This is a genomic window from Acinetobacter sp. Res13-Abat-PEC15-P4-01 (assembly GCF_015676285.1).
GTDB lineage: Bacteria > Pseudomonadota > Gammaproteobacteria > Pseudomonadales > Moraxellaceae > Acinetobacter > Acinetobacter nematophilus.
The window spans coordinates 157,725-184,230 of sequence record NZ_JADAIN010000006.1 but is presented as its reverse complement, the minus strand read 5'-3'; the positions used below and the strand labels follow the sequence as shown (position 1 = coordinate 184,230).

At 39.0% G+C, this 26,506-nt stretch carries 27 protein-coding genes; 15 read left to right on the top strand and 12 right to left on the bottom strand.

Annotated features, from left to right (window positions below; genetic code table 11):
- Positions 1-135: 135 nt before the first annotated feature.
- The 3 genes from IMO47_RS01605 to IMO47_RS01595 all read left to right on the top strand — a co-directional run bounded on the left by IMO47_RS01605 (position 136) and on the right by IMO47_RS01595 (position 2,762).
- Positions 136-1,572 carry an SEL1-like repeat protein gene (locus tag IMO47_RS01605; RefSeq protein ID WP_196075725.1) on the top strand — a complete coding sequence of 479 codons (1,437 nt, stop codon included), beginning with the start codon at positions 136-138 and terminating at the stop codon, positions 1,570-1,572.
- Positions 1,573-1,587: 15 nt separating this feature from the next.
- On the top strand, positions 1,588-2,307 hold the full coding sequence (locus IMO47_RS01600) for a metallophosphoesterase (protein WP_196075724.1): 720 nt from the start codon (positions 1,588-1,590) through the stop codon (positions 2,305-2,307).
- Between the two features lie 266 nt (positions 2,308-2,573).
- On the top strand, positions 2,574-2,762 hold the full coding sequence (locus tag IMO47_RS01595; RefSeq protein ID WP_196075723.1) for a hypothetical protein: 189 nt from the start codon (positions 2,574-2,576) through the stop codon (positions 2,760-2,762).
- A gap of 172 nt (positions 2,763-2,934) precedes the next feature.
- Here IMO47_RS01595 and IMO47_RS01590 read toward each other — a convergent pair whose 3' ends face one another.
- Complete coding sequence (locus tag IMO47_RS01590; protein ID WP_196075722.1) at positions 2,935-3,804, bottom strand: EamA family transporter; 870 nt, start codon at positions 3,802-3,804, stop codon at positions 2,935-2,937.
- 151 nt (positions 3,805-3,955) lie between these two features.
- Complete coding sequence (gene serA, locus IMO47_RS01585; RefSeq protein WP_196075721.1) at positions 3,956-5,188, bottom strand: phosphoglycerate dehydrogenase; 1,233 nt, start codon at positions 5,186-5,188, stop codon at positions 3,956-3,958.
- A gap of 373 nt (positions 5,189-5,561) precedes the next feature.
- Here serA and IMO47_RS01580 point away from each other — a divergent pair, with 373 nt between their 5' ends.
- The 6 genes from IMO47_RS01580 (at position 5,562) to IMO47_RS01555 (ending at position 11,477) form a co-directional block, all read left to right on the top strand.
- Positions 5,562-6,971 carry an FAD-binding oxidoreductase gene (locus IMO47_RS01580; RefSeq protein WP_196075720.1) on the top strand — a complete coding sequence of 470 codons (1,410 nt, stop codon included), beginning with the start codon at positions 5,562-5,564 and terminating at the stop codon, positions 6,969-6,971.
- Positions 6,972-7,110: 139 nt separating this feature from the next.
- On the top strand, positions 7,111-7,929 hold the full coding sequence (locus IMO47_RS01575; RefSeq protein ID WP_196075719.1) for a DUF4375 domain-containing protein: 819 nt from the start codon (positions 7,111-7,113) through the stop codon (positions 7,927-7,929).
- A gap of 78 nt (positions 7,930-8,007) precedes the next feature.
- Positions 8,008-8,379, top strand: a complete 372-nt coding sequence (locus tag IMO47_RS01570) for a hypothetical protein (RefSeq protein WP_196075718.1) — start codon at positions 8,008-8,010, stop codon at positions 8,377-8,379.
- Positions 8,380-8,434: 55 nt separating this feature from the next.
- Complete coding sequence (gene ddlA, locus IMO47_RS01565; protein WP_196075717.1) at positions 8,435-9,532, top strand: D-alanine--D-alanine ligase; 1,098 nt, start codon at positions 8,435-8,437, stop codon at positions 9,530-9,532.
- 268 nt (positions 9,533-9,800) lie between these two features.
- Complete coding sequence (locus IMO47_RS01560) at positions 9,801-10,565, top strand: nucleotidyltransferase domain-containing protein (RefSeq protein ID WP_196075716.1); 765 nt, start codon at positions 9,801-9,803, stop codon at positions 10,563-10,565.
- Positions 10,566-10,595: 30 nt separating this feature from the next.
- Positions 10,596-11,477, top strand: a complete 882-nt coding sequence (locus IMO47_RS01555; protein ID WP_196075715.1) for a pirin family protein — start codon at positions 10,596-10,598, stop codon at positions 11,475-11,477.
- Positions 11,478-11,510: 33 nt separating this feature from the next.
- Here IMO47_RS01555 and IMO47_RS01550 read toward each other — a convergent pair whose 3' ends face one another.
- The gene (locus tag IMO47_RS01550) at positions 11,511-11,903 is read right to left on the bottom strand and encodes a hypothetical protein (RefSeq protein WP_196075714.1); all 393 of its coding nucleotides are present in this window, start codon (positions 11,901-11,903) and stop codon (positions 11,511-11,513) included.
- Positions 11,904-12,247: 344 nt separating this feature from the next.
- Here IMO47_RS01550 and IMO47_RS01545 point away from each other — a divergent pair, with 344 nt between their 5' ends.
- Positions 12,248-13,489 carry an MFS transporter gene (locus IMO47_RS01545; protein WP_196075713.1) on the top strand — a complete coding sequence of 414 codons (1,242 nt, stop codon included), beginning with the start codon at positions 12,248-12,250 and terminating at the stop codon, positions 13,487-13,489.
- A 60-nt stretch (positions 13,490-13,549) separates the two neighbouring features.
- On the opposite strand, the gene IMO47_RS01540 is transcribed toward IMO47_RS01545, so the two are convergent.
- The 3 genes from IMO47_RS01540 to yccS form a co-directional block, all read right to left on the bottom strand.
- Positions 13,550-13,837, bottom strand: coding sequence for a DUF3817 domain-containing protein (locus IMO47_RS01540; RefSeq protein WP_196075712.1), 288 nt, complete (start codon positions 13,835-13,837; stop codon positions 13,550-13,552).
- A 250-nt stretch (positions 13,838-14,087) separates the two neighbouring features.
- Complete coding sequence (locus IMO47_RS01535) at positions 14,088-14,642, bottom strand: hypothetical protein (protein WP_196075711.1); 555 nt, start codon at positions 14,640-14,642, stop codon at positions 14,088-14,090.
- A gap of 29 nt (positions 14,643-14,671) precedes the next feature.
- The gene (gene yccS / locus IMO47_RS01530; RefSeq protein ID WP_196075750.1) at positions 14,672-16,822 is read right to left on the bottom strand and encodes a YccS family putative transporter; all 2,151 of its coding nucleotides are present in this window, start codon (positions 16,820-16,822) and stop codon (positions 14,672-14,674) included.
- 183 nt (positions 16,823-17,005) lie between these two features.
- On the opposite strand from yccS, the gene IMO47_RS01525 reads away from it, so the two are divergent.
- Complete coding sequence (locus IMO47_RS01525; RefSeq protein WP_196075710.1) at positions 17,006-18,229, top strand: DUF2252 family protein; 1,224 nt, start codon at positions 17,006-17,008, stop codon at positions 18,227-18,229.
- Between the two features lie 61 nt (positions 18,230-18,290).
- Here IMO47_RS01525 and sodC read toward each other — a convergent pair whose 3' ends face one another.
- From sodC to IMO47_RS01510, 3 genes are all read right to left on the bottom strand, one after another.
- Positions 18,291-18,845 carry a superoxide dismutase family protein gene (gene sodC / locus IMO47_RS01520; protein WP_196075709.1) on the bottom strand — a complete coding sequence of 185 codons (555 nt, stop codon included), beginning with the start codon at positions 18,843-18,845 and terminating at the stop codon, positions 18,291-18,293.
- Positions 18,846-19,047: 202 nt separating this feature from the next.
- Complete coding sequence (locus IMO47_RS01515) at positions 19,048-20,169, bottom strand: AI-2E family transporter (RefSeq protein WP_196075708.1); 1,122 nt, start codon at positions 20,167-20,169, stop codon at positions 19,048-19,050.
- Between the two features lie 101 nt (positions 20,170-20,270).
- On the bottom strand, positions 20,271-20,915 hold the full coding sequence (locus IMO47_RS01510; protein ID WP_196075707.1) for a ParA family protein: 645 nt from the start codon (positions 20,913-20,915) through the stop codon (positions 20,271-20,273).
- Positions 20,916-21,043: 128 nt separating this feature from the next.
- On the opposite strand from IMO47_RS01510, the gene IMO47_RS01505 reads away from it, so the two are divergent.
- Positions 21,044-21,511 (top strand): Holliday junction resolvase-like protein, encoded by a 468-nt coding sequence (locus tag IMO47_RS01505; RefSeq protein ID WP_196075706.1) that lies wholly within the window; start codon positions 21,044-21,046, stop codon positions 21,509-21,511.
- On the opposite strand, the gene IMO47_RS01500 is transcribed toward IMO47_RS01505, so the two are convergent.
- Positions 21,508-22,131 (bottom strand): class I SAM-dependent methyltransferase, encoded by a 624-nt coding sequence (locus IMO47_RS01500; RefSeq protein ID WP_196075705.1) that lies wholly within the window; start codon positions 22,129-22,131, stop codon positions 21,508-21,510. The two genes, IMO47_RS01505 and IMO47_RS01500, sit on opposite strands and share 4 nt — an antisense overlap.
- 180 nt (positions 22,132-22,311) lie before the next feature.
- On the opposite strand from IMO47_RS01500, the gene IMO47_RS01495 reads away from it, so the two are divergent.
- Positions 22,312-22,902: a hypothetical protein gene (locus IMO47_RS01495; protein WP_196075704.1), complete on the top strand. Its 591-nt coding sequence runs from the start codon at positions 22,312-22,314 to the stop codon at positions 22,900-22,902.
- A gap of 80 nt (positions 22,903-22,982) precedes the next feature.
- Positions 22,983-23,387, top strand: a complete 405-nt coding sequence (locus IMO47_RS01490; RefSeq protein WP_196075703.1) for a protease inhibitor I42 family protein — start codon at positions 22,983-22,985, stop codon at positions 23,385-23,387.
- Between the two features lie 199 nt (positions 23,388-23,586).
- On the opposite strand, the gene IMO47_RS01485 is transcribed toward IMO47_RS01490, so the two are convergent.
- Positions 23,587-24,141, bottom strand: coding sequence for a hypothetical protein (locus IMO47_RS01485; RefSeq protein WP_196075702.1), 555 nt, complete (start codon positions 24,139-24,141; stop codon positions 23,587-23,589).
- A 29-nt stretch (positions 24,142-24,170) separates the two neighbouring features.
- Positions 24,171-24,947: a class I SAM-dependent methyltransferase gene (locus IMO47_RS01480; RefSeq protein WP_196075701.1), complete on the bottom strand. Its 777-nt coding sequence runs from the start codon at positions 24,945-24,947 to the stop codon at positions 24,171-24,173.
- A gap of 116 nt (positions 24,948-25,063) precedes the next feature.
- Between IMO47_RS01480 and IMO47_RS01475 the strand changes: the two genes are divergently transcribed.
- Positions 25,064-26,326, top strand: coding sequence for a hypothetical protein (locus IMO47_RS01475; RefSeq protein WP_227552298.1), 1,263 nt, complete (start codon positions 25,064-25,066; stop codon positions 26,324-26,326).
- Positions 26,327-26,506: the final 180 nt, after the last annotated feature.

Below are 26,506 nucleotides of genomic sequence, written 5' to 3'. Positions count from 1 at the left end.
AAAAAAGCTTCCTGTCGCCAGCATCTGTAAACGATCAGCAGACGCTCATTTAATATTTTTCTTTGAGATTATGGGGAGTCCTCTGTAAGATAACAGAGATTATACTTGCAATGGCACATGTGTTAGGAATAAAAGATGTCAGGACATACCAACAATATTGAAAATATGACGTTAAACACGGCAGACAATTCACAGGCAGAAGCTTGGTATATTGAAGTCCTCAAGTTGGAACAACAGGGTTTTGCTCAAACTGAACAAGATGCTCAGACACGTGTGGATTTGTTGGTCAATGCATCCAATCAAGACTTTGCACCGGCGAGTACTTTATTAGGTCAATGGCATGTCTTGGGACGTTATTTAAATCAGAGTATCCCTTCAGCGATTCTTTTTTTTCAACATGCTGCAAAGCTTAATCATGGTTTAGCACATTTGGAACTTGCCTATCTTGGACTAAACCATGCAACTGATCAGTTGACCCAAGCACAAGCATTGCTGCATTTGCAACAAGCTGTTCAATTAAACCATCCAGAGGCAATTTTTGTCTATGCACAGCAACAACTTGCACAAGATCCGCAAGCTGCTTACCAATTACTTTTAGACAATTATTTAAACAATCAGCACCAAAATAGTTTGAAATTTTGTGTCGAGTTTTCAGGATTTGATCCAATCAAGGTACAAAATGAATTGCTCAAGATTGCTGAAAAAGATCATTTCGCCTGTGCCTTGTTGGCATTGAGTTACTTCACGCAGCACAATCTAGATGCTGCTTTCAAATATGCTGAAATTGCTCAGCAACACAATGATCCTTTTGGTTGTTATGTTCGCGCTTTAGTTGAGCAACAACGTGATCAAGGTGATGCAACGCTTGCTCAAGAGTTTTTACTTAAAGCTGCCAAACATGGGCATATTGAATCGGCTTACTTGGCCGCAGTGAACTTACTCAAAAATGCTGAAAATGCCAAGACTGAACAAAAACACAAAGACTATGCAGCACTTGCTGTTGAATTATTATCACATGCAGCTGTTGCAGGGCATGTGCCAGCTCAATATTCACTAGCACAATGTTTACGTTATGGTTTAGGCACTGAAAGAAATCTTGATCAAGGTGTTTCTTGGCTTGAGCGCGCAGCTATGCAAAACCATCCAGATGCACAATTTGAACTGTCTATGCTGTTACCTCTGGAACATGAACATCATTTACCGTTATTAAATGCTGCGGCAGATAAAGGGCATACACAGGCAATGCTGTGTATGTCGATTTATGAACAGCGTCAAGATAATGCTCAAGGTGCGCTAGATTGGTTGAACAAGGCGAAAGAACTTAAAGTACCACGTGCATTTTTTCTACTGGCTCAAATGTATCGAGAGGGTAAATGTGTTGATGTTGATTTGAGCCAAAGTGCTGATTTATTTAAACAGGCAGCGGATCATGGCGATATAGATTCTTATTTTGAGCTGTTTAAAATTTATAAAGATGGAATCGGTGTGCGAAAAAATAAGAAAACAGCCGGTAAATATTTAGATTTAGCGAAAGAAAATCAGCATATTGAAGCGGCATCTATTGAGTTTTAAATCGAAGAGCCGCTGATGAAGGATTTATTACAACACACTTTTGCGCATGTAGAGACCTATATTCACCATACAGGTCGCTTATTTGTGGTGGGGGATATTCACGGTCACTATGATGTATTGATGCAAAAGTTGGCAGATGTGCACTTTGATTTTCAAACTGACGTATTAATTGCTGTAGGTGATCTTGTCGATCGGGGTCCTGAGAGTTTGAAATGTTTGAACTTGATTGATGAACCGTGGTTTAAAAGCATCCTGGGTAATCATGAGGAAATGTGCATTTTATCCCATGTCGATGCCATGATGAAAAATTTGCACGCCCAACATGGAGGGGAGTGGTTTTATGCGTTAAGTTTGCAACAACAAAAACAAGTGATTGAGAAGCTAGAAACATTACCTGTACTTTTGGAAGTCATATATCAAAACAAAAAATATGGTTTTGTGCATGCAGATATTGATCTCAATGATTGGGACGCCTTTAAATTATCGACGCGGGCGAAAAGCAGAGAATTGGCACTTTGGGGGAGAGGTAGAATTAAAAATAAACGCTTTATGCGTTATTCGAATGTTAAAGGTGTTGAAAAGGTTTTTCTAGGACATACCGTGGTTGATTCTGTCACCCAGAAACATAACTGCTATTTTCTCGATACAGGCGCTTGTTTTGGACGTGAATTAACACTTGTTGAAATAGATTGCCAGCTTCCTATAGAAAAACAGCAATGTGTAATCAAATCTTAATCCAATAAAATTCTTGATTGTTTTATGTGAACTCCATTTTCAAATCCCTTATAACAGTGATCGTCAGATTACTCTATTCATTGCAATTAATTTTTATTTTGTATTATATATAAATTGCTTATTTGTGAAAAAATATCAAATTTTTGCAATAAAATGTCTTTAGCGAAAAATAAATACACAATAAACTGAATTTTTTTAAATACATCACAAAATGAATAAAAAAGGCGATTAAAATGAAAAACTATATAAAATGATGTCTTTTTGCAATGATTGGCATCTTTTTGATTGCATCTAAGCCGACCACTAAATTTGAATATAGCCCCGCTGCACTCAATACAGGTGAGATTGTTAAATTTGATGCAACGAAAAGTAAGGGATATAAAGCAATTTATGGAAAACCGCTACTCATTCAATTACCCAGTCAATATTCAGGTTTTGATGTAAGTGGCACATGACCTATCAGTTATTTAAGCATTTATGCATTGATACAAGACAATCGACAAGCATGGCTTGAGCGAATGGGTTTTGAATCAGAGCCAGACCAGCATACGATGGTCAAGCGAGTGACGGGTGAACCAGGTTGATAGTTTTAAATCAATCCATTGAAACCACCTTCCGAGGTGGTTTTTAGATTTGTTTTCTTTTTTGGACAGTCACCGTACAACCAATTGAAGCACTAATAATGGTGGCTAAAGCTAACCACTGAGTCCATAGCAATTGTTCGCCTAAGAAAATAAATCCTGAAAATGCCGCAATCGCGGGTTCAAGACTCATGAGTGTTCCAAAACTTAAAGCGGATAAATTTCTTAAGGCAATCATTTCCAAAGAAAAAGGCAAGGCACTTGCCAAGATTGCTAATACAATAAAATAAATCAGGTTTGAAGGTTGTAATATCTCAGCAGGCATTCCTGAGAACAAGGCAATCGGTAATAAACACAGCGTTCCGACCAACATGCCTAAACATACGGTATGATTTCCTGAGATCCCCGAAGGGCGTTGTCCTGCAACAATATATAATGCCCAACATGCACCCGCAGCCAAGGCTAACAGAATACCCACCGGATCAAGGTTCTGTTGAGCTTGATCAAAGGGGAATAATAAAATCAGTCCAATGATGGCCAGTCCAACCCATATAAAGTCGAATTTTTGTCGGGCATGAAACAGTGCGACACTTAAAGGACCAATAAATTCAAAAGCGACAGCAATGCCCAGTGGGATACGATGAATCGATAAATAGAATAAGGCGTTCATTCCTGCAAGTGCTAAGCCATAACAGATAATCGATGACCATTTGATTTGTTTTAAATTGGCTTGCCAAATTTTAAAAATGACCGCCAAGATCAATCCCCCCAAGAGCAAACGCATGGCAGAAATTGCCAAAACCGGGAAATGCTCAAACAGTGTTTTGGCAAGAGCACCACTGCTTTGCATACTGATCATTGCAAAAAGTAATAAAGCTAAAGCTTGTAGATGTGGCGCATTTTTTAAATTTGACATGCTTTGAAAAACTTGGAATAAGGATGATCTGTATTAAGAATTTGAATTTTAGCGAACTGCAGTCCTAGAAATGATTGTACATTTGATCTGAAGTAATGACCAATAAAAAACCACAGGAATGTTCCTGTGGTTTTTTTTGCTTTCAGTAATCTTAGAACAATACACGTACGCGAATTGTACCTTCAACTTCCTGAAGCGTATCCAATGCTTCTTGGGATGCAGTTGCATCGACATCCATCACCAAGTAACCCACATCACCTTTGGTCATTAAAGATTGACCAGAGATATTGATCCCATGTTCAGCAAACAGGTTATTGATCTTAGAAAGAACGCCTGGCACGTTTTTATGGATATGAAGTAAACGGTGTTTACCTTCAGTCAATGGAAGTGCAATTTCAGGGAAGTTTACTGCAGATAAGGTCATACCTTTATCTGAATAAGCCACAAATTTCTCTGCAACCTCCAAACCGATATTGGCTTGAGCTTCCATCGTTGAACCACCCACGTGAGGAGTCAGGATCACATTGTCTAAACCACGAAGTGGAGAAACAAATTCTTCACCATTGGCTTTCGGCTCTTTCGGGAATACGTCAACAGCCGCGCCCGCAATATGGCCAGATTTGATGGCATCAGCCAAATCTTCGATCACAACACATGTACCACGTGCTGCATTGAGGAAGATTGAACCTTCTTTCATTTTTGAAAATTGTTCTTTTGCAAAGAAGTTGCGTGTTGAAGGAACATCTGGAACATGTAGAGTAACCACATCAGCATTGGCAAGTAATTCGTCTAAAGAACCGACTTGACGCGCATTACCCATTGGAAGTTTGGTCACAGCATCATAATAAATGACATGCATGCCCATGCTTTCAGCCAATACTGAAAGTTGTGAACCAATTGAGCCGTAACCCACGATACCTAAAGTTTTTCCACGTGTTTCAAACGAGCCTACAGCTGATTTGTTCCAACCGCCACGGTGTGTAGATGCTGATTTAGCAGGTACACCGCGAAGTAAAAGAATCGATTCTGCAAGAACAAGTTCTGCAACTGAACGAGTATTTGAGTATGGTGCGTTAAATACAGGAATACCACGAATCATGGCTGCATTTAAATTCACTTGGTTTGTTCCAATACAGAAACAACCCACTGCGATCAATTTATTCGCAGCTTCAAAGATTTCTTCAGTTAATTGTGTACGGGAACGAATACCGATGAAGTGAGCATCTTTTACCGCTTCTTTCAACGCTTCACCCTCAAGCGCAGTTTTACGGTAATCGATATTGGTATATCCAGCAGCATTTAATGTGTCGATCGCGTTTTGGTGAACGCCTTCTAACAACAAGAAACGAATTTTATCTTTAGGTAGTGAAAGATGTTGGCTCATTACGGCTCCGCTACAAAGGCCAAATTTAGTCGCAATATGATACCATAGACCTTGTTCTATAGATATTTTGATTGTGACACTACAGTGGATATTTTATCTACGATTTCTGATAAGCATTATTCAAAAATCAAATGACAAGCTAATGCATTGATTTTTATACTGCTTACTGATGGCTTTATATACAAAGTGTGGATAATGTGAATCAAATCTGTACTTTATCCTCAACCGTCATCTAGGTAAAATAGTGTTGAAATTGGTGAGATTGGAAATTTAAAGTATCAAAAAATGCTGAAAAATTTTCACTGTCTGATTTAAAATTTCAAATGTTGTATACAACGACTCCTTATTTACTTCTTGCTAGGTCCGCAAAACGATGAATGCTCCAGTAACGATAGCACCAGAATTATTGACCCAATTGACGCAAATTGTCGGTGAAAATCGGATTAAAACCGATGCGGACAGTTTAGAAAACTGGGGTAAAGACCATACTAAGCATTTTGATCCAAAACCTTCGATCATCGTTTTTCCATCTAGCACAGCGCAAGTGCAAGCCATTGTTCAATTGGCCAATCAATTTAATGTTGCGATCACGCCATCTGGTGGACGTACGGGCCTATCAGCTGGTGCGGTTGCAGCGAATGGTGAAATTGTCGTGAGCTTCGACAAAATGAACCAGATTTTAGAATTTTATCCTGCTGATCGGATGGTGCGTATCCAGGCAGGTGTCGTGACTGAGCAGTTGCAGAATTATGCTGAAGAACAGGGTATGTACTATCCCGTTGATTTTGCTTCGGCAGGTTCGTCTCAGTTGGGTGGCAATATCGGAACCAATGCAGGTGGAATTAAAGTCATCAAATACGGCATGACACGTAATTGGGTACTTGGTCTGACTGTTGTAACCGGAAAAGGCGATGTATTGCGTTTAAACAAAGGCATGATCAAAAATGCCACAGGTTATGCAATGCAGCACTTATTCATTGGCGGTGAAGGTACTTTAGGTTTAGTGACTGAAGCTGAAATTAAACTTGAGCGTCAGCCGCATGATCTACAAGTGATGGTACTGGGTGTGCCTGATTTTGATGCGATCATGCCAGTACTGCATGCTTTTCAAAATAAAATTGATCTGACGGCATTTGAGTTCTTTGGTGAACTTGCAATGCAAAAAGTATTGGATCGTGGTCATGTACAACGTCCATTTGAAACCGAATGCCCATTTTATATTTTACTTGAGTTCGAAGCGCCATATGAGCCGATTATGAATGCGGCGATGGAAATTTTTGAACACTGTATGGAGCAGGGTTGGGTACTCGATGGCGTGATGAGCCAAAGCCTTGAACAAGTGCAAAGCCTATGGCGTTTACGTGAAGATATTTCAGAAACCATTGCGCCATTTACGCCGTATAAAAATGATATCTCTGTACTGATTACGCATGTTCCTGCGTTTATTAAGGAAATCGATACGATTGTAGCGGAGAATTATCCCGACTTTGAAATCTGCTGGTTCGGGCATATTGGTGACGGCAATCTGCATTTGAATATTTTAAAGCCTGAAAATTTATCGAAGGATGAGTTCTTTGCAAAATGTCAGGTGGTCAATAAACATGTGTTTGAAACCGTGAAGAAATATGATGGTTCGATTTCTGCTGAGCATGGTGTGGGCATGACCAAAAAGCCTTATCTTGCTTACACCCGAACTGCTGAAGAAATTCAATACATGAAGGCTTTAAAGCAAGTATTTGATCCAAACGGTATTATGAATCCGGGTAAACTCTTTGATCTCTAAAGATTTAAATCAAAACGCTCCTTAAGGGGCGTTTTTTTTTGGACACCTAAAAAATTAAAATAAATTTACAGCCTTGTTGTCATTTGTTGTTTAAAATTTGCTATGTTTATAGCGCTTAAATATTGATAAGAAACTGAAAATGATGCTGATTGATAATATTTTAATTTCTAGACAAAGTTTAGAAAGTGATGATCATTATGATGTGATCATGTCCAATATTGATACATTAAATGAATTATTTGAACACTATGTCGAATACGATGAAGTGCCGGCTGAAGCATTGCATAGCTATTTTGTAGATTATTATCTTGCCCAAGTCAATAATGGTGGATTCTCACAATTTGTATATAACACGGGGTGGGATGCGTTCATGGTGAAACATGTTCGTGAGGGTTTAAAAGCCATGAATGCTACACAACATTCAGCATTGTTTGAACAAAGTGCCAATTTGATAACGCAATTTTCAGAAGAACAGCTCGAACAGTTTCTAGAGGGTGAATATTTTGGTGACAATCAGCAACGAGATCTTCTAAATAGTTTTGACGATCAGTTCTTTGCGCTAAAACAAAGTGAAGACCTGATTGAAATCAATAGTCTATGGTTAAGGCAGCATCCAAAGTTACACGCAGTGGATGAAGATGAAATATTAGCCATCATTGAGCAAGTCGCAGCCAAGATTCCGAATTTGGAACAGCGCAAGCAACAGGCAGCAGAAGATCGACCGCGTTATTTTAAAATTATTGAAGAATTATGCCGGCAGGCGGGTCAAGAGCTGGATCGTATTACTATTGGCGATCCGTCACATGAATATAATGGACAAGAGATCGTCGCTTGGCATTTTCTCACTGATCAAGGGCATTTCTATATGCTGGACTTAGGTGATCAAGCATTGATGTTTGATGATCATGATCAACAAATCATTGCGCTCGATATTGAGCATATTGCAGATGAATCATAAAGTCACAGTTTTTAAATAGTGTAAGTTGAATGTGCATAGCATCATGTAGTGGTGCTTCGAGTTTTAAGGATATCCAGAATGAACCGTTTGAGTTTGATTTCAGTATTTTGTCTAGTGACTTTGTCAGGTTGTGCAACCACACAAAATTTAATGAATAAAGTTGGGGGTTCTGAAACGCCATTGAGCCAGGTTTTAAATGAGCGTTCTGATTTGCGCAAAGATTTAGCGACGGTTGAATTACGTCAATATTTTAACCGTGTTGAGTCGCCAACGGTCGCTGAGGTGAAATTGACTGAAACAGGCTTGATGGATGATTCAGTTCGTTCAATTCGTACAGTTTACAGCTTTAAGAATGTAGATGGTCAGTGGAAACGCATAGACGTACAAAAGGAATATCAGTGTTTACGTGGTAAAAATACCAAGACATTCCAAAAAGCCAAATGCCCTTGATCAATGATTTACCGGGAATTAAAGGTTTGAAAAATTAAAAACAGAGAACAACAAAATGGCAAAAACGAGAGTCGGAATAATTTTTGGTGGAAAATCATCAGAGCATCGCGTGTCACTACAGTCAGCACAAAACATCGTGGATGCAATAGATCGGCAAAAGTTTGATCTGAGTTTGATTGGGATAGATCAAGATGGTACTTGGCGTATTTTAGATGCTGCACATTATCTAGAAGATGGTCACGATCCTAAATTAATTTCTCTTGCCCCACGTGAAAAGCTAGATCATTTACAGTCTAAACCATCTCAAATTTTTGAAATTGAAAATGCACAAGGATTAGCGCCCCTTGATGTTATTTTTCCAATTATTCATGGAACCTTAGGTGAAGATGGTGCATTACAGGGCATGCTTAAAATTTTAGATCTACAATTTGTGGGTTCAGATGTTTTAAGTTCTGCAATTTGTATGGATAAGGATGTCACCAAGCGTTTATTACAAGGTTCTGGTATTGCTGTTGCACCGTTTTTAACGATTCATGCTTATGACCTAGACGAGGTGGGTTTCGATGAGGTTCAAACTACTTTAGGTCTTCCAGTATTCGTAAAACCTGCAAATCAGGGTTCTTCCGTCGGGGTGAGTAAAGTTGAAAATGAACAGGAATTTATTGCTGCTTTAGAAAATGCATTTCAATATGACAGCAAAGTATTGATCGAAAAATTTATCAAAGGTCGTGAAATCGAGTGCGGGGTTTTGGGAAATTATTATCCAAGAGCCAGTGTTTGTGGTGAAGTCGTTGTAAAGTCTAGTTTTTATTCTTATGAAGCAAAATATATAGATAATCAATCTTCTGCAGTCGTGATTCCTGCTCCAATTTCACATGAGCAAAGTAATAAGATCCGTGAGATTTCGATTAAAGCTTTTAAAGTTTTGGGTTGTTTGGGACTTGCACGTGTCGATTTTTTCTTGACTGAAAATGGCGATATTTTTCTGAATGAAGTAAATACTTTGCCGGGGTTTACCAATAACAGTATGTATCCAAAGCTTTGGGAAGCAAGTGGGATCACTTATTCTGAATTAATTACCCAACTCATAGAATTGGCATTAGAGCGTCATGAAAATTTATTAAGAAATCCAAAATTAGTGTCTAAAGGATAGCTGTTTTCGCTATTCATATGTTTTATTGAAGAAAGGATAAGACATTTGCTTGAAAACGTATCAGATATGATGCGTTTTTAGGAGATCAACAGAATCAATTAGCCAGAGTGGATTTTTGCTCCCTTGTCCGAGTGAGCGTTTCAGTCAAATCAGGCTTCAGCGTGCTTAATCAATACGATAAAAACAGGTATTCAAAAACTAAATAAAATTCAAAAAATATTGAAATTAATGATATAAAACTTATAGATTTACCAAAAATGTGAATACCATGAACATCCAACAAGAAATTCAGAACTTATTCCAAAACAGGGATGAACATCCGCTATTTTATATCGAAAGCGGCAGTCGATTATGGGGCATGGCAAGTCCAGACAGTGACTACGATGTGCGTGGTTTCCATTTACCTTCTAAAGCTCAATATTATGATTATCGTCAACATCGTGACTTAATTGAAATCATGGAGGGTGATTTTGACTTTGTTTCATTTGATTTGAATAAAATGTTTGGACTTTTGGCAAAAAGCAATCCTACGGTTCTTGAGTGGGTACGTGCGCATATTGTCTATTTTAATCAATTTCCTGAATGGGAAAACTTTAGAGCAGGCTTGCTGCAACGAATAGATTATAAAGCCTTGTATTACCATTACTTATCCTTGGCAAAAGGGGGAATGCAAGTCATGCAAACTGCGGATAATTTTACTTATAAAAAGGTTTTTTATTCCATTCGGGGATTGATGTCTGCAGAGTTGGCAACGCAACAAATTATGCCTGAACTTTTGATCACGCAATTATTTGATCAAATTGATCCCACAGATCCACTCGGCCATTGGGCAGAGGATTATTTGGAAATCAAAAAACAGCAGAAAGAAAAAGCGCAATTACCTGAGATTGAACAAGCGCAGATCTTGAAATTATTGGAAGATAAGATTGAAGTTTTAAATCGTAGAGCTATAGAACCCACCAATGATCTTGAAAAATTAAAGCAATATCTCACAGCATATAGCTTTAATTTAAAACAACATTTTTATGGATAATATTATTGCCAATCAGAGTAGATCGACAGTATGAAAACCCTTGCCTTTATCCATCGTAATGATACGCGCTTTGCGATTGGAGATTTTTATCCTGTACTGTCCGTGTTCTCACATTATGAACTTGGCAACACCGTTTCTCCATTTCTATTGCTTGATCACTTGGGACCTGGTGTTTTAAAACCCACACAATTGCGCAAAGGCGTGAGTGAACATCCACATCGGGGTTTTGAAACGGTCACACTGATTTTTGCAGGAGAACTCGAACATCGGGATTCATCCGGTGGTGGAGGGATCGTTTCTGCAGGCGATGTGCAATGGATGACGGCTGCTTCAGGTGTCCAACATAAAGAAGTGTTTAGTGAGGCTTTCGCAAAAACAGGGGGCTATTTTGAAATGGTACAGTTGTGGGTGAATTTGCCTGCCAAAGATAAAATGAATCCACCCCGTTATCAAAGTTTGCGCAAAGCAGATATTCCCGTGATTGGACTCAAGCATTCCGCAGGAAGTGTCAGGGTCATTGCTGGGCATTATGGAAATGCCCAAGGACCAGCCAAAACGCATTCGCCCCTCCAGGTTTTAGACATCGAAATCCAGACAGGACATCGCATAGTTCTACCGGCGAATGCTGGAGACACTGCAATGATTTATTTAAGACGTGGTAAAGTTCAATTTCAGCCTGAAGATGATATGTTAGATGAACAAGGTTTAGCCGTGATGTCGAGTTTAGGGCAGGACATTGAGATCACCGCTTTAGAGCATTGCAAGTTATTGTTGCTGACAGGTAAACCGCTTCAAGAACCAATCAATGGTCATGGTCCATTTGTGATGAACAGCTATGATCAAATTCTTGAAGCATATGATGATATTAAAAAGGGTACTTTCATCAAATTTAAAGTGTTAGATGATGAATGACAGCAAGTTCAACGTATAAGCTGCCGTGAAGGACTAAATACCCGTTTGCGGTTTGTTTTTTAGTCCAATAAGACCTTTAATCAGCAATGCAATTCCGATTCCCACACATAGCCCCATCAGGAATTTACCGAATATACCTAAGCCGAGTTCTTTTTGATTGGCTGAGCTAATTGCTTTCGCTGTATCTTCTGCTGAGCCTGTAGAATTGGCTTGAGCGTCCATCATGGCAACAAAACCCGTATCCGTCTTGCAACTTGAGATTATTGAGCCAGAGTTTTCACCATATTTTTTTTCAACCAACTGTTCACAGCGGGCTTGATCAGAGGCACTGATATTTGGTCCTGAGCTCATTAAATAAAGCCCACCACCGACCAGAAGTAAAATAATGCCAATGATGATCAAGGAAACCGGATTTTTATTTTTCATTTAATTTATTCATATCGATTCATGTGACATTTAGAGTATCTTAAGAATATTAAATGTTCAACTTCCTCTCGAAAAATGTCTGTGTTACACTACAAAAACTCAACCCTGTGTGTACTTTCTATAAACTTTTTTATAGAAGGGTTCAGTTATAAATCTCACAAATTTGCTGCAAGCATGACTTTTTTACCTATTGAATTAGACACCTTGTGAATGCGGTGTTGACTCCTTATTCAACGTAAATTCCACAACTTAATATTTAAATTTCAGTGCTTGTCATTGGGATGACGCTTATCTTTAGAAAAATAGTGTCACTCCAGCAAGCCTATAATGATATGTAGAAAACAATGCAAAATTCAGTGCAACAAGAACAAACTGCAAGTTTGAGTCGTGCTACGCTCATGTTTCCACTGGCGTTGGTGCTTTTTGAGTTTTCAGTATATATCGGAAATGATCTGGTACAGCCTGCCATGCTCGCGATTACCAAAGAATTTGGTGTGAGCAGTACATGGGCTCCCTCATCCATGTCCTTTTATCTGCTTGGCGGTGCATGTGTCGCAGGATTATTAGGACCATTATCAGACCGATTGGGACGTAAAAAAGTCTTATTGGCGGGTGTGGCTTTTTTTGTGATCACCTGCTTATTGATTTTACTGACACATCATATTGAAAGTTTTCTTGCTTTAAGATTTTTACAAGGCTTTGGTTTATCCGTGATTGCAGCTGTCGGTTATGCAGCAATTCAGGAAACTTTTGAAGAACGTGATGCAATCAAAGTCATGGCGCTCATGGCAAACATTTCTTTACTGGCACCGTTAATCGGACCTGTCGTAGGTGCTTTCCTGATCGATCATGTATCGTGGCACTGGGGCTTTATTGCGATTGCTTTTTTAGCCTTTCTCAGTTGGTTTGGTTTAAAGGCAAAAATGCCATCACGTCAAACCAGTATTCCCAAACAACCTCTGAGTTATATTTGGGATGACTATAGAAAAGTCTTTAAAAATAAAACGTTTATGGGGATGACTTTAGGGCTTCCTATGGTGGCGATGCCTTTAATGCTTTGGATTGCTTTATCGCCAGTCATGTTGGTTGAAGAACTGGGGCTGAGTAGTCTGCAGTATGGGTTAGCACAATTTCCTGTATTGGGAGGGCTGATTTTAGGAAATATTGTTTTGATTCGAGTGATTGATCGTTTAGCGCTTGGGAAAACAGTTTTAATCGGCTTACCGTTAATGCTTTTAGGTACAGTCATCGTATTTGCAGGTGTCATTTGGCGCGAATATTTTTTATATTGCGTCATTTCAGGTATGACATTGGTGAGCTTTGGTGAGGGGATTAGTTTCTCTGTACTGTATCGTTTTGCATTGATGTCTTCAGAAGTTTCTAAAGGTACTGTAGCAGCAGCTGTTTCAGTCCTCATGATGTTTACTTTCTTCTTTGTCATTGAGCTGATTCGGGTTTTATATGAGCATTTCCATCTCTGGGCTTATGCATTGTCGTGTTTTGTTTTAATTGCTTTGTGGTTCACTGTTCCGCGTGGCTTATTAAAATCAATCATGAAACAACGTCAGGCAGAGGGTATCTTCTAAAATTAAAAAAGCTCTCTCTCCAAAAGGAAAGGGAGCTTTACAGCTGTATTCAAAGGAGAGTTAATAAGATTGTTCTTGCTTGAGTTTATGATCGAACACAAAGGGTCCAAAAGGTAAAATTGAAGCGATCAAGCCTAAAATAAACATTTTAATCGACCATTTTTGCTTTTGACAAACGATCAACAGAACAGCAAGAAAGGCGATAAAGAGTAAGCCATGTCCCATACCCACATATTTCACATAGATTGGGTTATCCCAAATATATTTGAGCGGCATTGCAATAAACAGCAGGAGAAGAAAGGAAATCCCTTCAAGAAAACCAACAAGACGTAAAGTTTTGATATTCATGGTCACTTAGTCAAATGAGAATGAATCTTGAGTCTAACCGAATTATGCGCAAAAGTTGAATATATTTATCACGCTCAATCGACCCTCAAGTGAGATTGTTCTATGTGAGAAAATGACCTCGATCATGTGGTTAAATTATCATAATCAGAAGTCATCATTGCACATCTGTTTTTATGATTTATTGAAAAAAAGTATGCAGAATTGGCATTGCATTTAATCTTTAATCATTCTCGATTTCAATGTTTATTGATTACTGTGCGGCTTCAAGTGCAGCTTCCTGTTGCTGTTGTTCAAATTCGGAGAGATAAACGCAACCCAGATAAGTTTTATTTTCTCCTTCATTGATAACAGGATTGGACTCAGCGAGGGTCAGTTTTCGAACGGACTTTTCCGAGTCTTTTGTCGCAGGATCTTTTTTTACAATTTTTTCGCCAGAAAAATAGGGCATATTTTTAAAAAATGGGTTTTGAGAAATTTTAAATTTTTCAGCAAGTTCTTTGGTATTGGCATTTTTGAATACAGCCAGCATACCACCAGCAACTAAACTAATTTCATGACTGGATTGACCAAAAACTTTGATCGGAGTTTGACTGACATAAGAATAATCTTCACCTTGTTTCACCCAACCGTTCTTTTTCAAGTTATCTTCAAACTCAAAACCTAGAGCATAATAATCACTGAGCGTTTTCTTACATTCTAAAAATTGTTCTAAGTTTTGATTAAATTTTGCATCTGCATAACTAGATGTCATGGCACTTAGCGTGATTAAAGCAGCAAATAATTGTAAATGGCGTTTAAGTTTCACTTGAACCCTCTCAGATCTTGTCATCATTTCTATTTAATTTCTAAGCGAAGTAAAGTTGTTTTTAATTTTAACAACTCAGGTAAGGTTTCCAATAATAAACTGATTTGTTTTAATGCTAATAGTAAACCATCTGATAAATTGTCTTGATCGCTTAAAGTTTGTATTTCTGTCAATTTTTGTTCAATCACGGCTTCATCTAAAGGGACTTGATTGAGTAGCACATCATTCAAGGTGTATTTACACCATAACATTAGATCTAGGATTTGCTGATCATGTACCTGTTCTCGATGGCTGCCCAATGCTGACACATAACTGAGTTGACTATGGCTATAGACCAAGTATCTAAAGGCATGATGAATTAAATCTTGATGGGGATTGGGCTCTGCACTGAGGCTCGAAATCATGGCTGATAATTCAATTTGTGCGTTGTGTGCCGCACGACGCGCTTTACGATACTCAATGCTGTTTGTTCGACCCTGTTGATATTGTTCTACCACAGCATCGAAATAATCTAGGGTTGCTTTACTGCTCTTGAGAATATTGTTGGAAATATTCCGGAAATTCCAATCCGGCCAAATAAAGCTCACAGCAAACCATGCAATTAAACAGCCTAAAAGTGTATCAACAATACGAGGCAAAATGATGGCATAGCCTGCACCTTTAAGATTAAAAATCAACAAGACCATCAGAGTCGCCATCAAGGTCGCCATGGCATATTTTTTGGAGCGCAAATAGAAAAAATAGACTCCGAAAATAATGGTAAGGACTAACTGACCTTCAATACTGGGGACAAAATATAAGATTGGAATTCCTAGAATGACACCTAAAACAGTGCCTAAGGTTCGCATTTTTAAACGGCTTTTAGTGGCGAAATAACTGATCTGGCAGACAAACAAGCTGGTCAGTAAAATCCAATAGCCATTCTTGGCAAAAGGCAATAAAGAAATGGCATAGCCCACAGCAAACACAAAGCCGATACGGACAGCATGACGAAACAGGGCAGATTTTGGGCTTAGATGTTGTTTGATCTTGAGCCAAAGGTCTTGTATGCCGTGGATATCGTCATCCAATAAATTTAAATTATCTCGATGTTGGCTGTAGTTTTGTTGATAGTTGGCTTGTTCAATACTGAGGTTGGTAAACTGGTCTTGGACATTTTTTAAATTTCTTAAGACCAAAAGCAGATTTTTAACTTCTATATTATATGGATTGTGTTGAATCCACTCATGCATTGAACTTTCTAAATAGATTAAGGCGGTGTTATGGTCTGCACGGACGATAAAACTATCGCCTTTTAAAATAGCTTCAGCCAGTACCTGACAATGCTGTGCCTGAATGCGTACATTTTTTTGAATTCGATAGATTAAATCGGTGCGGCTAAAGTTCTGCTGGATTTTTTCATAATGAAGATAATTGGATGTAGCCTGTTCATGGATGTCTTGGGCGAGAAAATATAAATTCAGCCAGTAAATTGTATTTTTATTGGCACGTGAAGCTTTTAAACGAGTCAGTAATGATGCTTTAGTGGTGTTTAAGTTTTGTACCACAATACTATTTTTTAATGAAAGATCATATAAAAGTTGTTCAACATTGTCTTGATTATCAGGATCAAACAATTTGGCTTTTGCCATGAGTAAATCGCAAAGCGTATTGAAACTGTTTGATAAATTGTCTTGAACGGCTTGTGTTGGTTTAAGAAGATAAAAAATAATCGAGGTTAAACCATACCAGAGTGCCCCCATAACAAAATAACTCGGCTGTTGATACCACTCAGAATATTCACCTAGACCGAACATGGTATAAATAGAGAGTAGCACTGTACCAAAAGAAATGGTGGCATAGCGTTGCCCCAGTGCTCCCATCAATATGAAAACAGCACTGGAAAGCGATAAATAAATTAAGAATAAAAGTTTATGGGGATGTAAAAAATCGAGAATACTGCTGACACTAAAAAACAGAATACAAACCAGTCCCAGATTTCTTAAACGGATACTGAGCCGGTCATCAAAGTCAGTCAATGCTGTTGCAATTGCTCCAAGCGTTAAGGGAACGATCAACCGGTCATAACCTAGAAAATAAAGCCCAAGCGTTGTTCCCGTCAAAACAATCAGAATCTGTAAGCAATAAATAAAGGTTGAGTTTGACTTTATATTTTGAAAGATTTGATGAATGCTATTCACAATATCGTTTCGCAGAGGTGGGATCTGCATATTTTACTCTTTTATGGCACAATCAGATGTTTTATTCGCTGTGGAAATGTAAAAATTAATGCGTAAAATTCAACATTTTATATACAGATTCACTCTTACCCTGAGCATGAAAAAAATCCACAATAAATCACTGAATGCTTAAAAATACCGACAATGTCAAAAAAACAAAATACCGCAATTAAGCTCCCGCGTTATCGTAATGCCGAGTTGACCGAACGCCGTAATTTAAAAATGGCACGTTCAATCCATGCCTATGTACGTGGCAATACTGCTAAATATTATGATTGGCTGAAACAAGCTGAAATTAGCTCTATTCCTCAAGGTCCAGCAATTTGGATTTGTGGCGATTGTCATACTGGAAACTTGGGTCCTGTCGCCAATGCAGAAGGCAAGATCGACATTGAAATTAGAGACTTGGATCAGACTGTGATTGGCAATCCAGCCAATGACCTGATTCGTTTAGGTTTATCTTTGGCAACAGCAGTGCGTAGTTCAGACTTACCGGGTGTGGTGACTGCACAAATGATTGAAGCACTGTATGCAGGCTATATGTATGCGCTAGAACGTAATGGTCGTACAAGTGATCAGTTACAGCGTCCTGCTTTAGTACACAGTGTGATGGAAAAAGCAGTGAAGCGATCTTGGAAAAGTTTAGCAAAAGAACGTTTAGAAGATTTAAAGCCTCAAATTACCTTGGGTAAACGGTTTTGGCCGTTATTAAAAAAAGAACAGTTGGAAATACACAATGTTTTTGCGCAGCCGGATATAGAAGATTTAGTCAAAATGATTGGGCAGCGTGATGCATCTGCAGAGCTCAAAGTGATTGATTCAGCATACTGGGTGAAAGGCTGCAGTTCTTTAGGCTTATTGCGCTATATCGTGTTAATGGATTCATCCAATCATATTGTTAGAGATGGTAAAGGCTTGTGTTTAATGGATTTAAAAGAAGCCACCACAGCTTTAGCACCTCGTTATTCAAATGCACCTATGCCGAAAGACAATGCAATGCGAATTGTGGAAGGGGCACGACATTTATCCCCTTATCTGGGGGAGCGAATGCGAGCAACCAAATTTTTGGAGCGATCGCTCTTTATTCGTGAGTTATTACCGCAGGATTTAAAATTAGAAATCGAAGGCATGAACCAAAACGGAGCGAGAGATTTGGCATTTTATTTGGCTTTTGTAGTGGGACGGGCACATGTTCGACAAATGGATGCTTCAACTCGAAACAGTTGGCTCAAAGAACTGCAAAGAAACCAATCTAAAACCATAGATGCGCCATTCTGGTTATGGCGCAGTATTGTGGAACTGATCAGTGTACATGAAGCCGGCTATCTGGATCACTGCCGCCGTTATGCACTTGCACATCAAAAATGAAGCCATTGTGGATAACTTTAAGTTTATCCACATTCAAGATTTTTATTGAATAATGATTGAATTACTGGATCACACCGCAAGCAATGCGGTCTCCACCACCACCCAAAGGCTTTGGATGGTCGGAATAATTATCACCACCTGCATGGATCATGATGGCTAAGCCCTGTATGTCGGCAAGTTTTAATCGTGGTGCGATCAAAGTGGTTTTAGCATTACCATTTGAATCAACATTCAATACGGGTAAATCACCCATATGCCCATCATTCGGTGTGCCATGTCCAGTCTGGTGAGGATTGTAATGCCCTCCCGCAGCCAGAGCAGCCCCCATTTTGCCCTCTTTCTCAGCAGGCGCACAAGAGCCTTTTTCATGAATATGAAAACCGTGAAAACCTGAAGGAAGGTGGCTGAGTTGAGTTGAAATATTTAAACCGTTTGGCGAGTCTTGAAAGCTAATCGTACCGATCTTTGCGCCAATGCCTTGTGCTGAAACAGCATGAACATCAATCGTTTTTTGAGGTGTTTTAGGTTTGGTCGTATGCGGTGTAGTGCTGCATGCCGCTGTAAAAAGTGCGATGCAGGTGCAAAATATTGATGTTTTAAAAAAAGTAGATGTCATTATTTGCATCCAATATCTTTGATCATGATTTATAGATCATTCAAACAAAGCATCTATGGATAAACAATGTGAATTAAATATCTGATTGTATAAATTTATTAAATAAACAGTAAATTGGCATTGATTATGCTGGGTCTACTGGGAGGGATTAAAATAATCCGCCAAATAAAATACTTGGCGAATCATGTAGAAGCAGACTGAGTTAATCCGGCTTTTTCGGGTCGTTTTCTTCGATTTCGTATGCCATTGTGGCATCAGGCATTAAAATACCATGCTCTGTCGTTTCATGTAGCCATTCGCGCCAAATTGCCAATAAAATTGCCAGAATAACAGGACCAATAAACAGTCCAACCAGTCCAAAGCTCGCCAATCCGCCTAAAACACCAAACATAATCAATAAGAATGGGATTTTTGTCGCACCTGAAATGACCAATGGACGAATGACATTATCTGCCGTACTGACAATACAGACCCCCCAAGCCATTACACCGATCGCTTCAACCGTTTGACCTTGGGAAAACAGCCATAATGATACTGCACCATAAGCCACAGGTGGTCCAAATGGAATGAGTGCCATCAGGAAAGTGGCAATCGTCAGTACCATTGGATTTGGTACGCCTGCAACAAAATAACTGATACCTGCAAGAATGGATTGCGCAACCGCTGTTAAACCCACACCATACACCACAGCACGGGTGGTTTCAGAAATGGTATCCAGATAATGATGGATACGTGGTCCAATCAGCATCTGTAATGCCTTGCTGACTTGCTCCAAAATGGTTTGACCATCTCGATAGAAAAAGAACAGAGACATGACGGCAAAACCCAGTTTCACTAGATTTTTGGTGATCTCGTTAAGTACGAACTTACCATAATTCATATGTCCTTGAATCCAAAGACCAATGGTCTGTGAAAGACTGGTAGGATCCGCATTTATTTCCCGAACAGTCCGGCTGACTTCCTTACCGATAATAGGCAGTTCGCGAATAAAATCAGGAACAGTCAAATGCCCCGATGACAATTGGCGTTGCAGGTCAAAATACAAATTTCGACCTTCATGCTGCAGAATAAAAATCGCAAAGGTGAGCGGGATTCCAACCACTAAAATCACCAGCGTAATCATCACTGACGCACTCAATGTTGGTCGATTCGGACCAAACATTCTTAATATGCGCTTGTACATTGGCCATGTCATATAGGCGATGATACACGCCCATAATACCGGGACAATGAAATACTTGAGAATATCGTAGCCCAAGAAAATCAGGATAAACAATAACCCAAACAATAAGATACGTTGTAAGTTTGAAGTGAAGTCTTGCACTAACTACTCTAAAAATTGCTGAGTGATTCACTCAATATTAACTGAAAAATCAAATGTGGCAAATTTTAAGCTTGCTTTATCCGACCTACTTTAGATTGGTTTTAGAACCAATCACTTGGATCATCTATTAAAGCATCAAGCAGTGGTTGCCATTGTTCTTGAATGGTTAAAAAATTCTTTTGGGTCTTATCAAAAATATTTAAGCCCTGCATAGCCAATTGACCATATGCAGTACGTTCTGAAATCCATGCAACAGGTTGTTGATCAATCTTTTCAAAAAACTGTTGAATATCTTTTGAACTCGCACTATTGGTTTTCATGCGATTGGCAATCAAGTGTACCGCGACTTTTCCTTTACGAATCTTTTTAATATCTTGTATATGTTTGAGAAAACGTCGGGTACTGTCGATGTCAAAAAATGAGGGCTGGAGTGGTGTGACCACAGCATGGCTTTCACTGATTAACTGTTCTGCGTGTTCACCAGTTAAAGCACCAGGCGCATCGATAACCAAATAATCGAGATTTTTAGGTGCATCTCCTATTGATTTCTCATGACGCCAATCGAGGCTCTGAATTTTCGCTGCGTGTTCTGGGCGCTGTTTTAACCATTGTAGTGCTGACTTTTGTCCATCAGCATCCGCTAATGCCACTTTATAACCTTTTTGTGCCAATGCTGTGGCTAAAGTAATTGCTGTAATTGTTTTTCCACAACCGCCTTTTAAATTTGCAACAAGTATTGTTTTCATCGTATATCAATAATATCTGTCCGCTAGCCCTTGTCTACTTTAGCATTAATTTTAAGCATATAGGTTACACATGACAAAACTTTAGTAGTTGTTTACATTGTGCCAATGATTTACAGAAAGGAAAGAGCATGTCGATTTGGATGGCGATGTTGATAGGTGCGTGCATTGGCATCGTTTTGACCACAATCGTGTTATCGAGTACACGAAATGGCAAGATTAAAGCAGAGTATGAACAATACATCACTGAACTTGAACTGGAGCATCAACAGGCACTTGTACATGCGCAAAAAAGCAGTGTGAATACCAGTCGTGCTGTCCTAAAAGGGAAGATGGCAGAACAACTTGCACCGATCATGCCTGAATTCCAATATTTGCCAAGTGATGCCAAGTTTCTGGGTGATCCCATTGATTATGTGATTTTTGATGGCTATACCGACTTTCGAGACGGCGAAGGCTTGGCTGAGGATATCGAGGTTGTATTGATTGATATTAAGAGTGGTGGCGCGCGTCTGACCAAAGGACAGCAAGCAATTGCCCAAGCCATTCGTGAAGGACGGGTACGCTTTGAAACGATCAATATTGATTTTGCCGATTAAATTTTTTGTGCTCTTGCCATAAACATGCGTCTTCCCACTTTAGGCAGGCCTTCCGCATCGAAATAATATTTTTCCGAAAATTTAAAACCAGTATTTAATAACTCAAGCTCGATATTGCGGTTCAGATGACAGCCATCAGCAAGGACTTTTTGGATCGGGGTTAAAATGTCCTGCAATTTTTTCAATGCTGAATTGTCATGATACTGAACATGTTCAATCAGGTGTAAATTACCTTCAGGCTTTAATACTCGATGAATTTCGTGGAGAGCTTGAGCTAAGTCTGCAATACTGCACATGGTCCATGTACTTACGATATTTTCAATGGAATGGTCTGCAAAAGGTAATTTTTCGGCACTGGCTTGAATATGCTGGATATGAAAGGGGGTGTCAAAGATTCGTTTTTGTGCAAGACGATAAACATCAGGGTTTGGCTCAAGCGCATAGAGCTGATCAACTGCTTGATAAAAAGGTAAATTAAGACCTGTACCAAAGCCAATTTCTAATACTTCACCACGGATTTTTTTAATCAGTTCCGCGCGACCTTCCATCATGCTGGGGGTTTGCATCACTTGATTGAGCAGGTGAGGAAAAATACGCTGTTGATAATATTTATAAATCATGATGTGATCATTTTAAGTGTATGATCATGATTCTACCCAATGTGAATTTTGAATATAAGACAAAAATAGGACGAAATTTCTGTATTTTGTTACTGAAATTCGATTTTTATTTTAAGTTTATCTATTAATACTGGGATTAGATATTTTTGTTGGTTGAGTACTGCGTTTGAGGAGCATGTTATGAATAAAAAGTTAGTCTGTGCAGCGTTGATGGCACTGAGTGCTTTTCAAGCCAATGCTTTTCACTCTACCGCTGTGTCAAAGGCGCAGCTATCAAATCCCGCCTTTAATATTGCCAATGGTTTAGCTCCGATTGATCGTAATCAGAAAATCTCTGTTCTTGAGCCATTCCGTGGTGAGTTTCGAATTTTAGGTTCAAAAGAATATTATGATGATGCACAAGCAAAATTCTCACCGATTGACTATGCTGTGACACGGGGTTTATTTACTGAGCCTGAAATTGCCCGCCAAATTTCAATCAATCAATATGATCGATTCCTCAATTGGAAAATGGCTCGACCACCGATTCCGGCTCAGTTGGCAACTCAATTGGTTAGCAATATGCACATTATTCCTGCCAATCCTAAAATTGCCAAACAAATCAAACAAGTTAAACGTGGTGACTTGGTTCGCTTAACGGGAGATTTGGTTCAGGTGAATGATAAAGATTTGGTCTGGAAATCGGCTTTAGATTGGAATGGTGTGGGAGATGGTGCTTGCAAACTGATCCGAGTCAATTCGATTCAATGGCTAGAAAAGCAAAATATCTAAATTCAATTGAGCCAAATGAGACAAAATGTTATGGTGATATGTATAATTTTAGGTCAATTGAAAAATAAAGAGTTTGATAAATGAAAGGTTTAGCGTGTTTTACCTTGTTGATTTTCAGCTTGGGGCTGGTTGCTTGTCAAAGTCCGAATCCTAGCGTAGGTAAAACACATGAATACACCATCAAACAAAAGTGCCCAACACTCATGGATATGAAAGTGGGAGAGGTGTTGTTGTTCAATGCACCTGAAAATCCAAGCACAGGTTACCAATGGCAGTTATTACAGCCGCTTAAAATATTTAAAACCGAAGAAACCTATTTACAGAATGACAGTGAGGAAGGTGCGGTAGGCGTGGGCGGGACCAAAACTTTCCGTTTTACAGCGGAGAAACCAGGACAAGATTATATCGAGTTGGTTCATATTCGTGCCTGGGAATCTTCAAAACAGCCTGATCAACAATGGCGTTGCCGTATCCGGGTTTCTTAAGAGCAAAGTATTCTAATTCTCATCCTCTTGTCTTTTCAAAGCATTAACCGTAGTGAAGCTGCTGAACACGCACTTAAATATCAGAGTAGCGACATCCATGTCGCTTCACATTCGAACACCTATGTGCGCTGTGGTTAATTTTTAAAAGCATCCGACTGTTGAATGTTCATTTTGATGGCACAATCCGTTGATCAGAAGATTATTTACCTTCAGTTGTTTGCTTCCAATGATCAAGCTGTTCATCGGCAGTGAACATTTCTCCCATGCCTTTGACTGCATCACTTGGATTTTTAAGCTCACCATCAGCAGATTGCTTTTTCTCATCATAGACTTTGGCTTGATTTTCCCAATATTGATAACGTAAACCTTGAATATAGCGCCCTTGCTCTGTTTTAAGATCCAAGTCTTTCAACATATTCAGCGCCGACTCAATATTGTCGCGTTTAAGTTGGTGATCAATTTCTTCCGTGAGGCTGCCTTCACTCGCACGTTTTTTAAGATCAGCTTCCAAAGCATTATTATTTTCAGTAAATTTCTGATCGTATTCGTCGAGCAAAGCAATATCGTGAGCATCGTTTGGTGTACTCGGAAAGGCCTTAATCGGTTTGGTTTTCAATTGATCCATAACTTCTTGAGATGCATCTTTCGGCTCAGATGAATTGTTTTGTTGACCGTCTTTAGGAGAACATGCTGCTATGAATACGATTGATGTCAGTAAACCTGAAAGAAGCAAAGGGCGAAGTATTAAATGCATGATAAACATTCCTCATTAAAGCGTATTGATTAGCGTAGTTTCCTAAAGTTATAAACATAGGTGACATAGGGGAAGTCTATTTCATCTTGAGCGTGTTTGCCCGTATATTCCGATACAATCTGTTCGAATTTGTGTTTCAATTTGAGTTGTTCTTGTTCTGGCATCGCGGCAATGAAACTGGTGGAAAGTAAGCGTTTACTCACCACATTCTCTACCGTACCTGTGTGGAGTTGTGAAAATACTTTTGCAGTTTCAAGTTGGAATAAAAACTGATTTTCAAATACCTGTTTCCATTGCGCACTGTGGTAGCGTGGGGTATCTCCTTCAAGGGTTGCGAGCAAATCTGCCAATGCTTTTACCCAATCTATATTCTCGTCTCGTTGATTCCAGATCAAACCCAAATGACCTTCAGGTTTTAAAACATGATGAATTTCGTTCAATGTTTCGATATTGGCAAACCAATGAAAGGACTGAGCGCACAATACAGCATCAATACTTTCAGATTCTAACGGAATTTGATCACTCTTCGCTTGAAGCGTTTGCACATCAGGATGTACTATTTTCAACTGTTCCAACATTTCAGAAACAGGCTCAACTGCAATGATATTGGGCGTTGCCTGTTTCAGATAGGGAAGAAATTTTCCTGTACCTGCACCTAAGTCAACCACTTTTGAATCTGGGGTAAGTGCCAAATCTTCGATGAGCCATTGAACCACATCCTGAGGATAATTGGGTCTGGCCTGTTGATAAAGTTCAGCAGCGGTGCTGAAGCCTTTTTGAGCAGCAGGATGTAAAGAATGTGTCATATTTTGCGCTTTTTTATCTGACTAGACTCTATAAAATATGACATTTGAAGCAATCAATAGGCAAGTGCCGATTGATTTAATTTCAGCCAAGAAAAGAGCGGATGCTCGGTGTGCGAATGGATAAACAAATAATTTTTGAAGATGATCATATCAGAGCAATCTATTTAGCAGGTGAGTCTGACACTTTAGTTCTGTCATTTGGAGATTTGATCACTCGCGCCAAAGGGCTTTCAATTAATGCTGAAAAGTCTTTGATGAAATATAACTATGCCATTGTCGGTATTATGCCTAAGCAAAAGTCTTGGTTTCCTGCATCAAGTATGGCGGCACTTTTACAACATCTCCAGCCGATCCTAAGTCAATTCAAGAATATTGTAGGTTATGGTGGATCAATGGGGGGCTATGCAGCAATCAAATATGCCAAAGATTTAAATATGAATCGTGTAGTTGCCATGGTTCCACAATATTCAATAGACCCCACTGAAGTTGAAGATAAACGTTATACTGATTTCTATGATGCTGATCTAAATGCAAATATGCGTATTCAAGCACAGGATATCGTGACCGATTGCGAATACATTATTGTCTATGATCCTTATTTTGAAAACGATAAAGAACATTATTTAAAAATTAAGCCGCTGATTCCTCAACTGCATACGCTTCATTTACCCTATACAGGACATGATGCAATTGCTGTTTTGGCGAACTCTGCATTATTGCATGATTTTATTGAGCGCCCATACGACCAGACTTATTTCTATAAGCAGATCCGTGAGGTCAAGAAGAACAGTAAGTTTTACTATCGCAGTGTGATTGCACGCTTGTTGGGAACACACAATGAGGCATTGGGTAAAATTCTCAAAGGAACTGATATCCAATTGGACAGTACCTTCTTTGATGCCAGTTTAAAGCAGACCATTACCCGTATTTTATTGACCAATAAACGCGTTGATGAGCAAGATTTGCAAAAACTTGGGATTCAGGTCAATTTTTCATTTGAGGATAAAACCCAACTACAAGACAGCTTTGGCAATATCTTGGTATTTAATGTCATTACCCAAAAACTGGAAAGCTATGATCAACAGGTCATTGATGTTAACGGCAAATATATCATCCCATTGAATGTTGAAAGCAATGGTCTAGCGCAAGTCGAGATTAAAAAACAGACTTATTTGATTTGCATGAATGATCGTCGTGTGACCAAGCTATTTAAACATGATGAAGCGTTGTCATTGGATATGAATCCAGTTGTAATCAAGAAAACGCCAGACTTTTATGTGTTGAGCTATAAAAATTTCTATATGAGCTGTGATATTCAGGGACAGGTCAGTTTTGATGACGAAAGTTTAAATGAGTTTTGTCATTTTAAGATTGCATAACTTAGACTTTTTAACCGTACGACTAAAATAGATTTTCGCTTAGACCTTTTTAGCAACATCAGTGAATAAAAATAGTCTTTTGTCCTCGCCTTGTCCAAAAAGGACAAAGCGGGAACAATAGCAATAGGGTTGACGAACAGAAGCTTTGTTGATTGCTGAAAGCGCGTTAACAAATGCTTT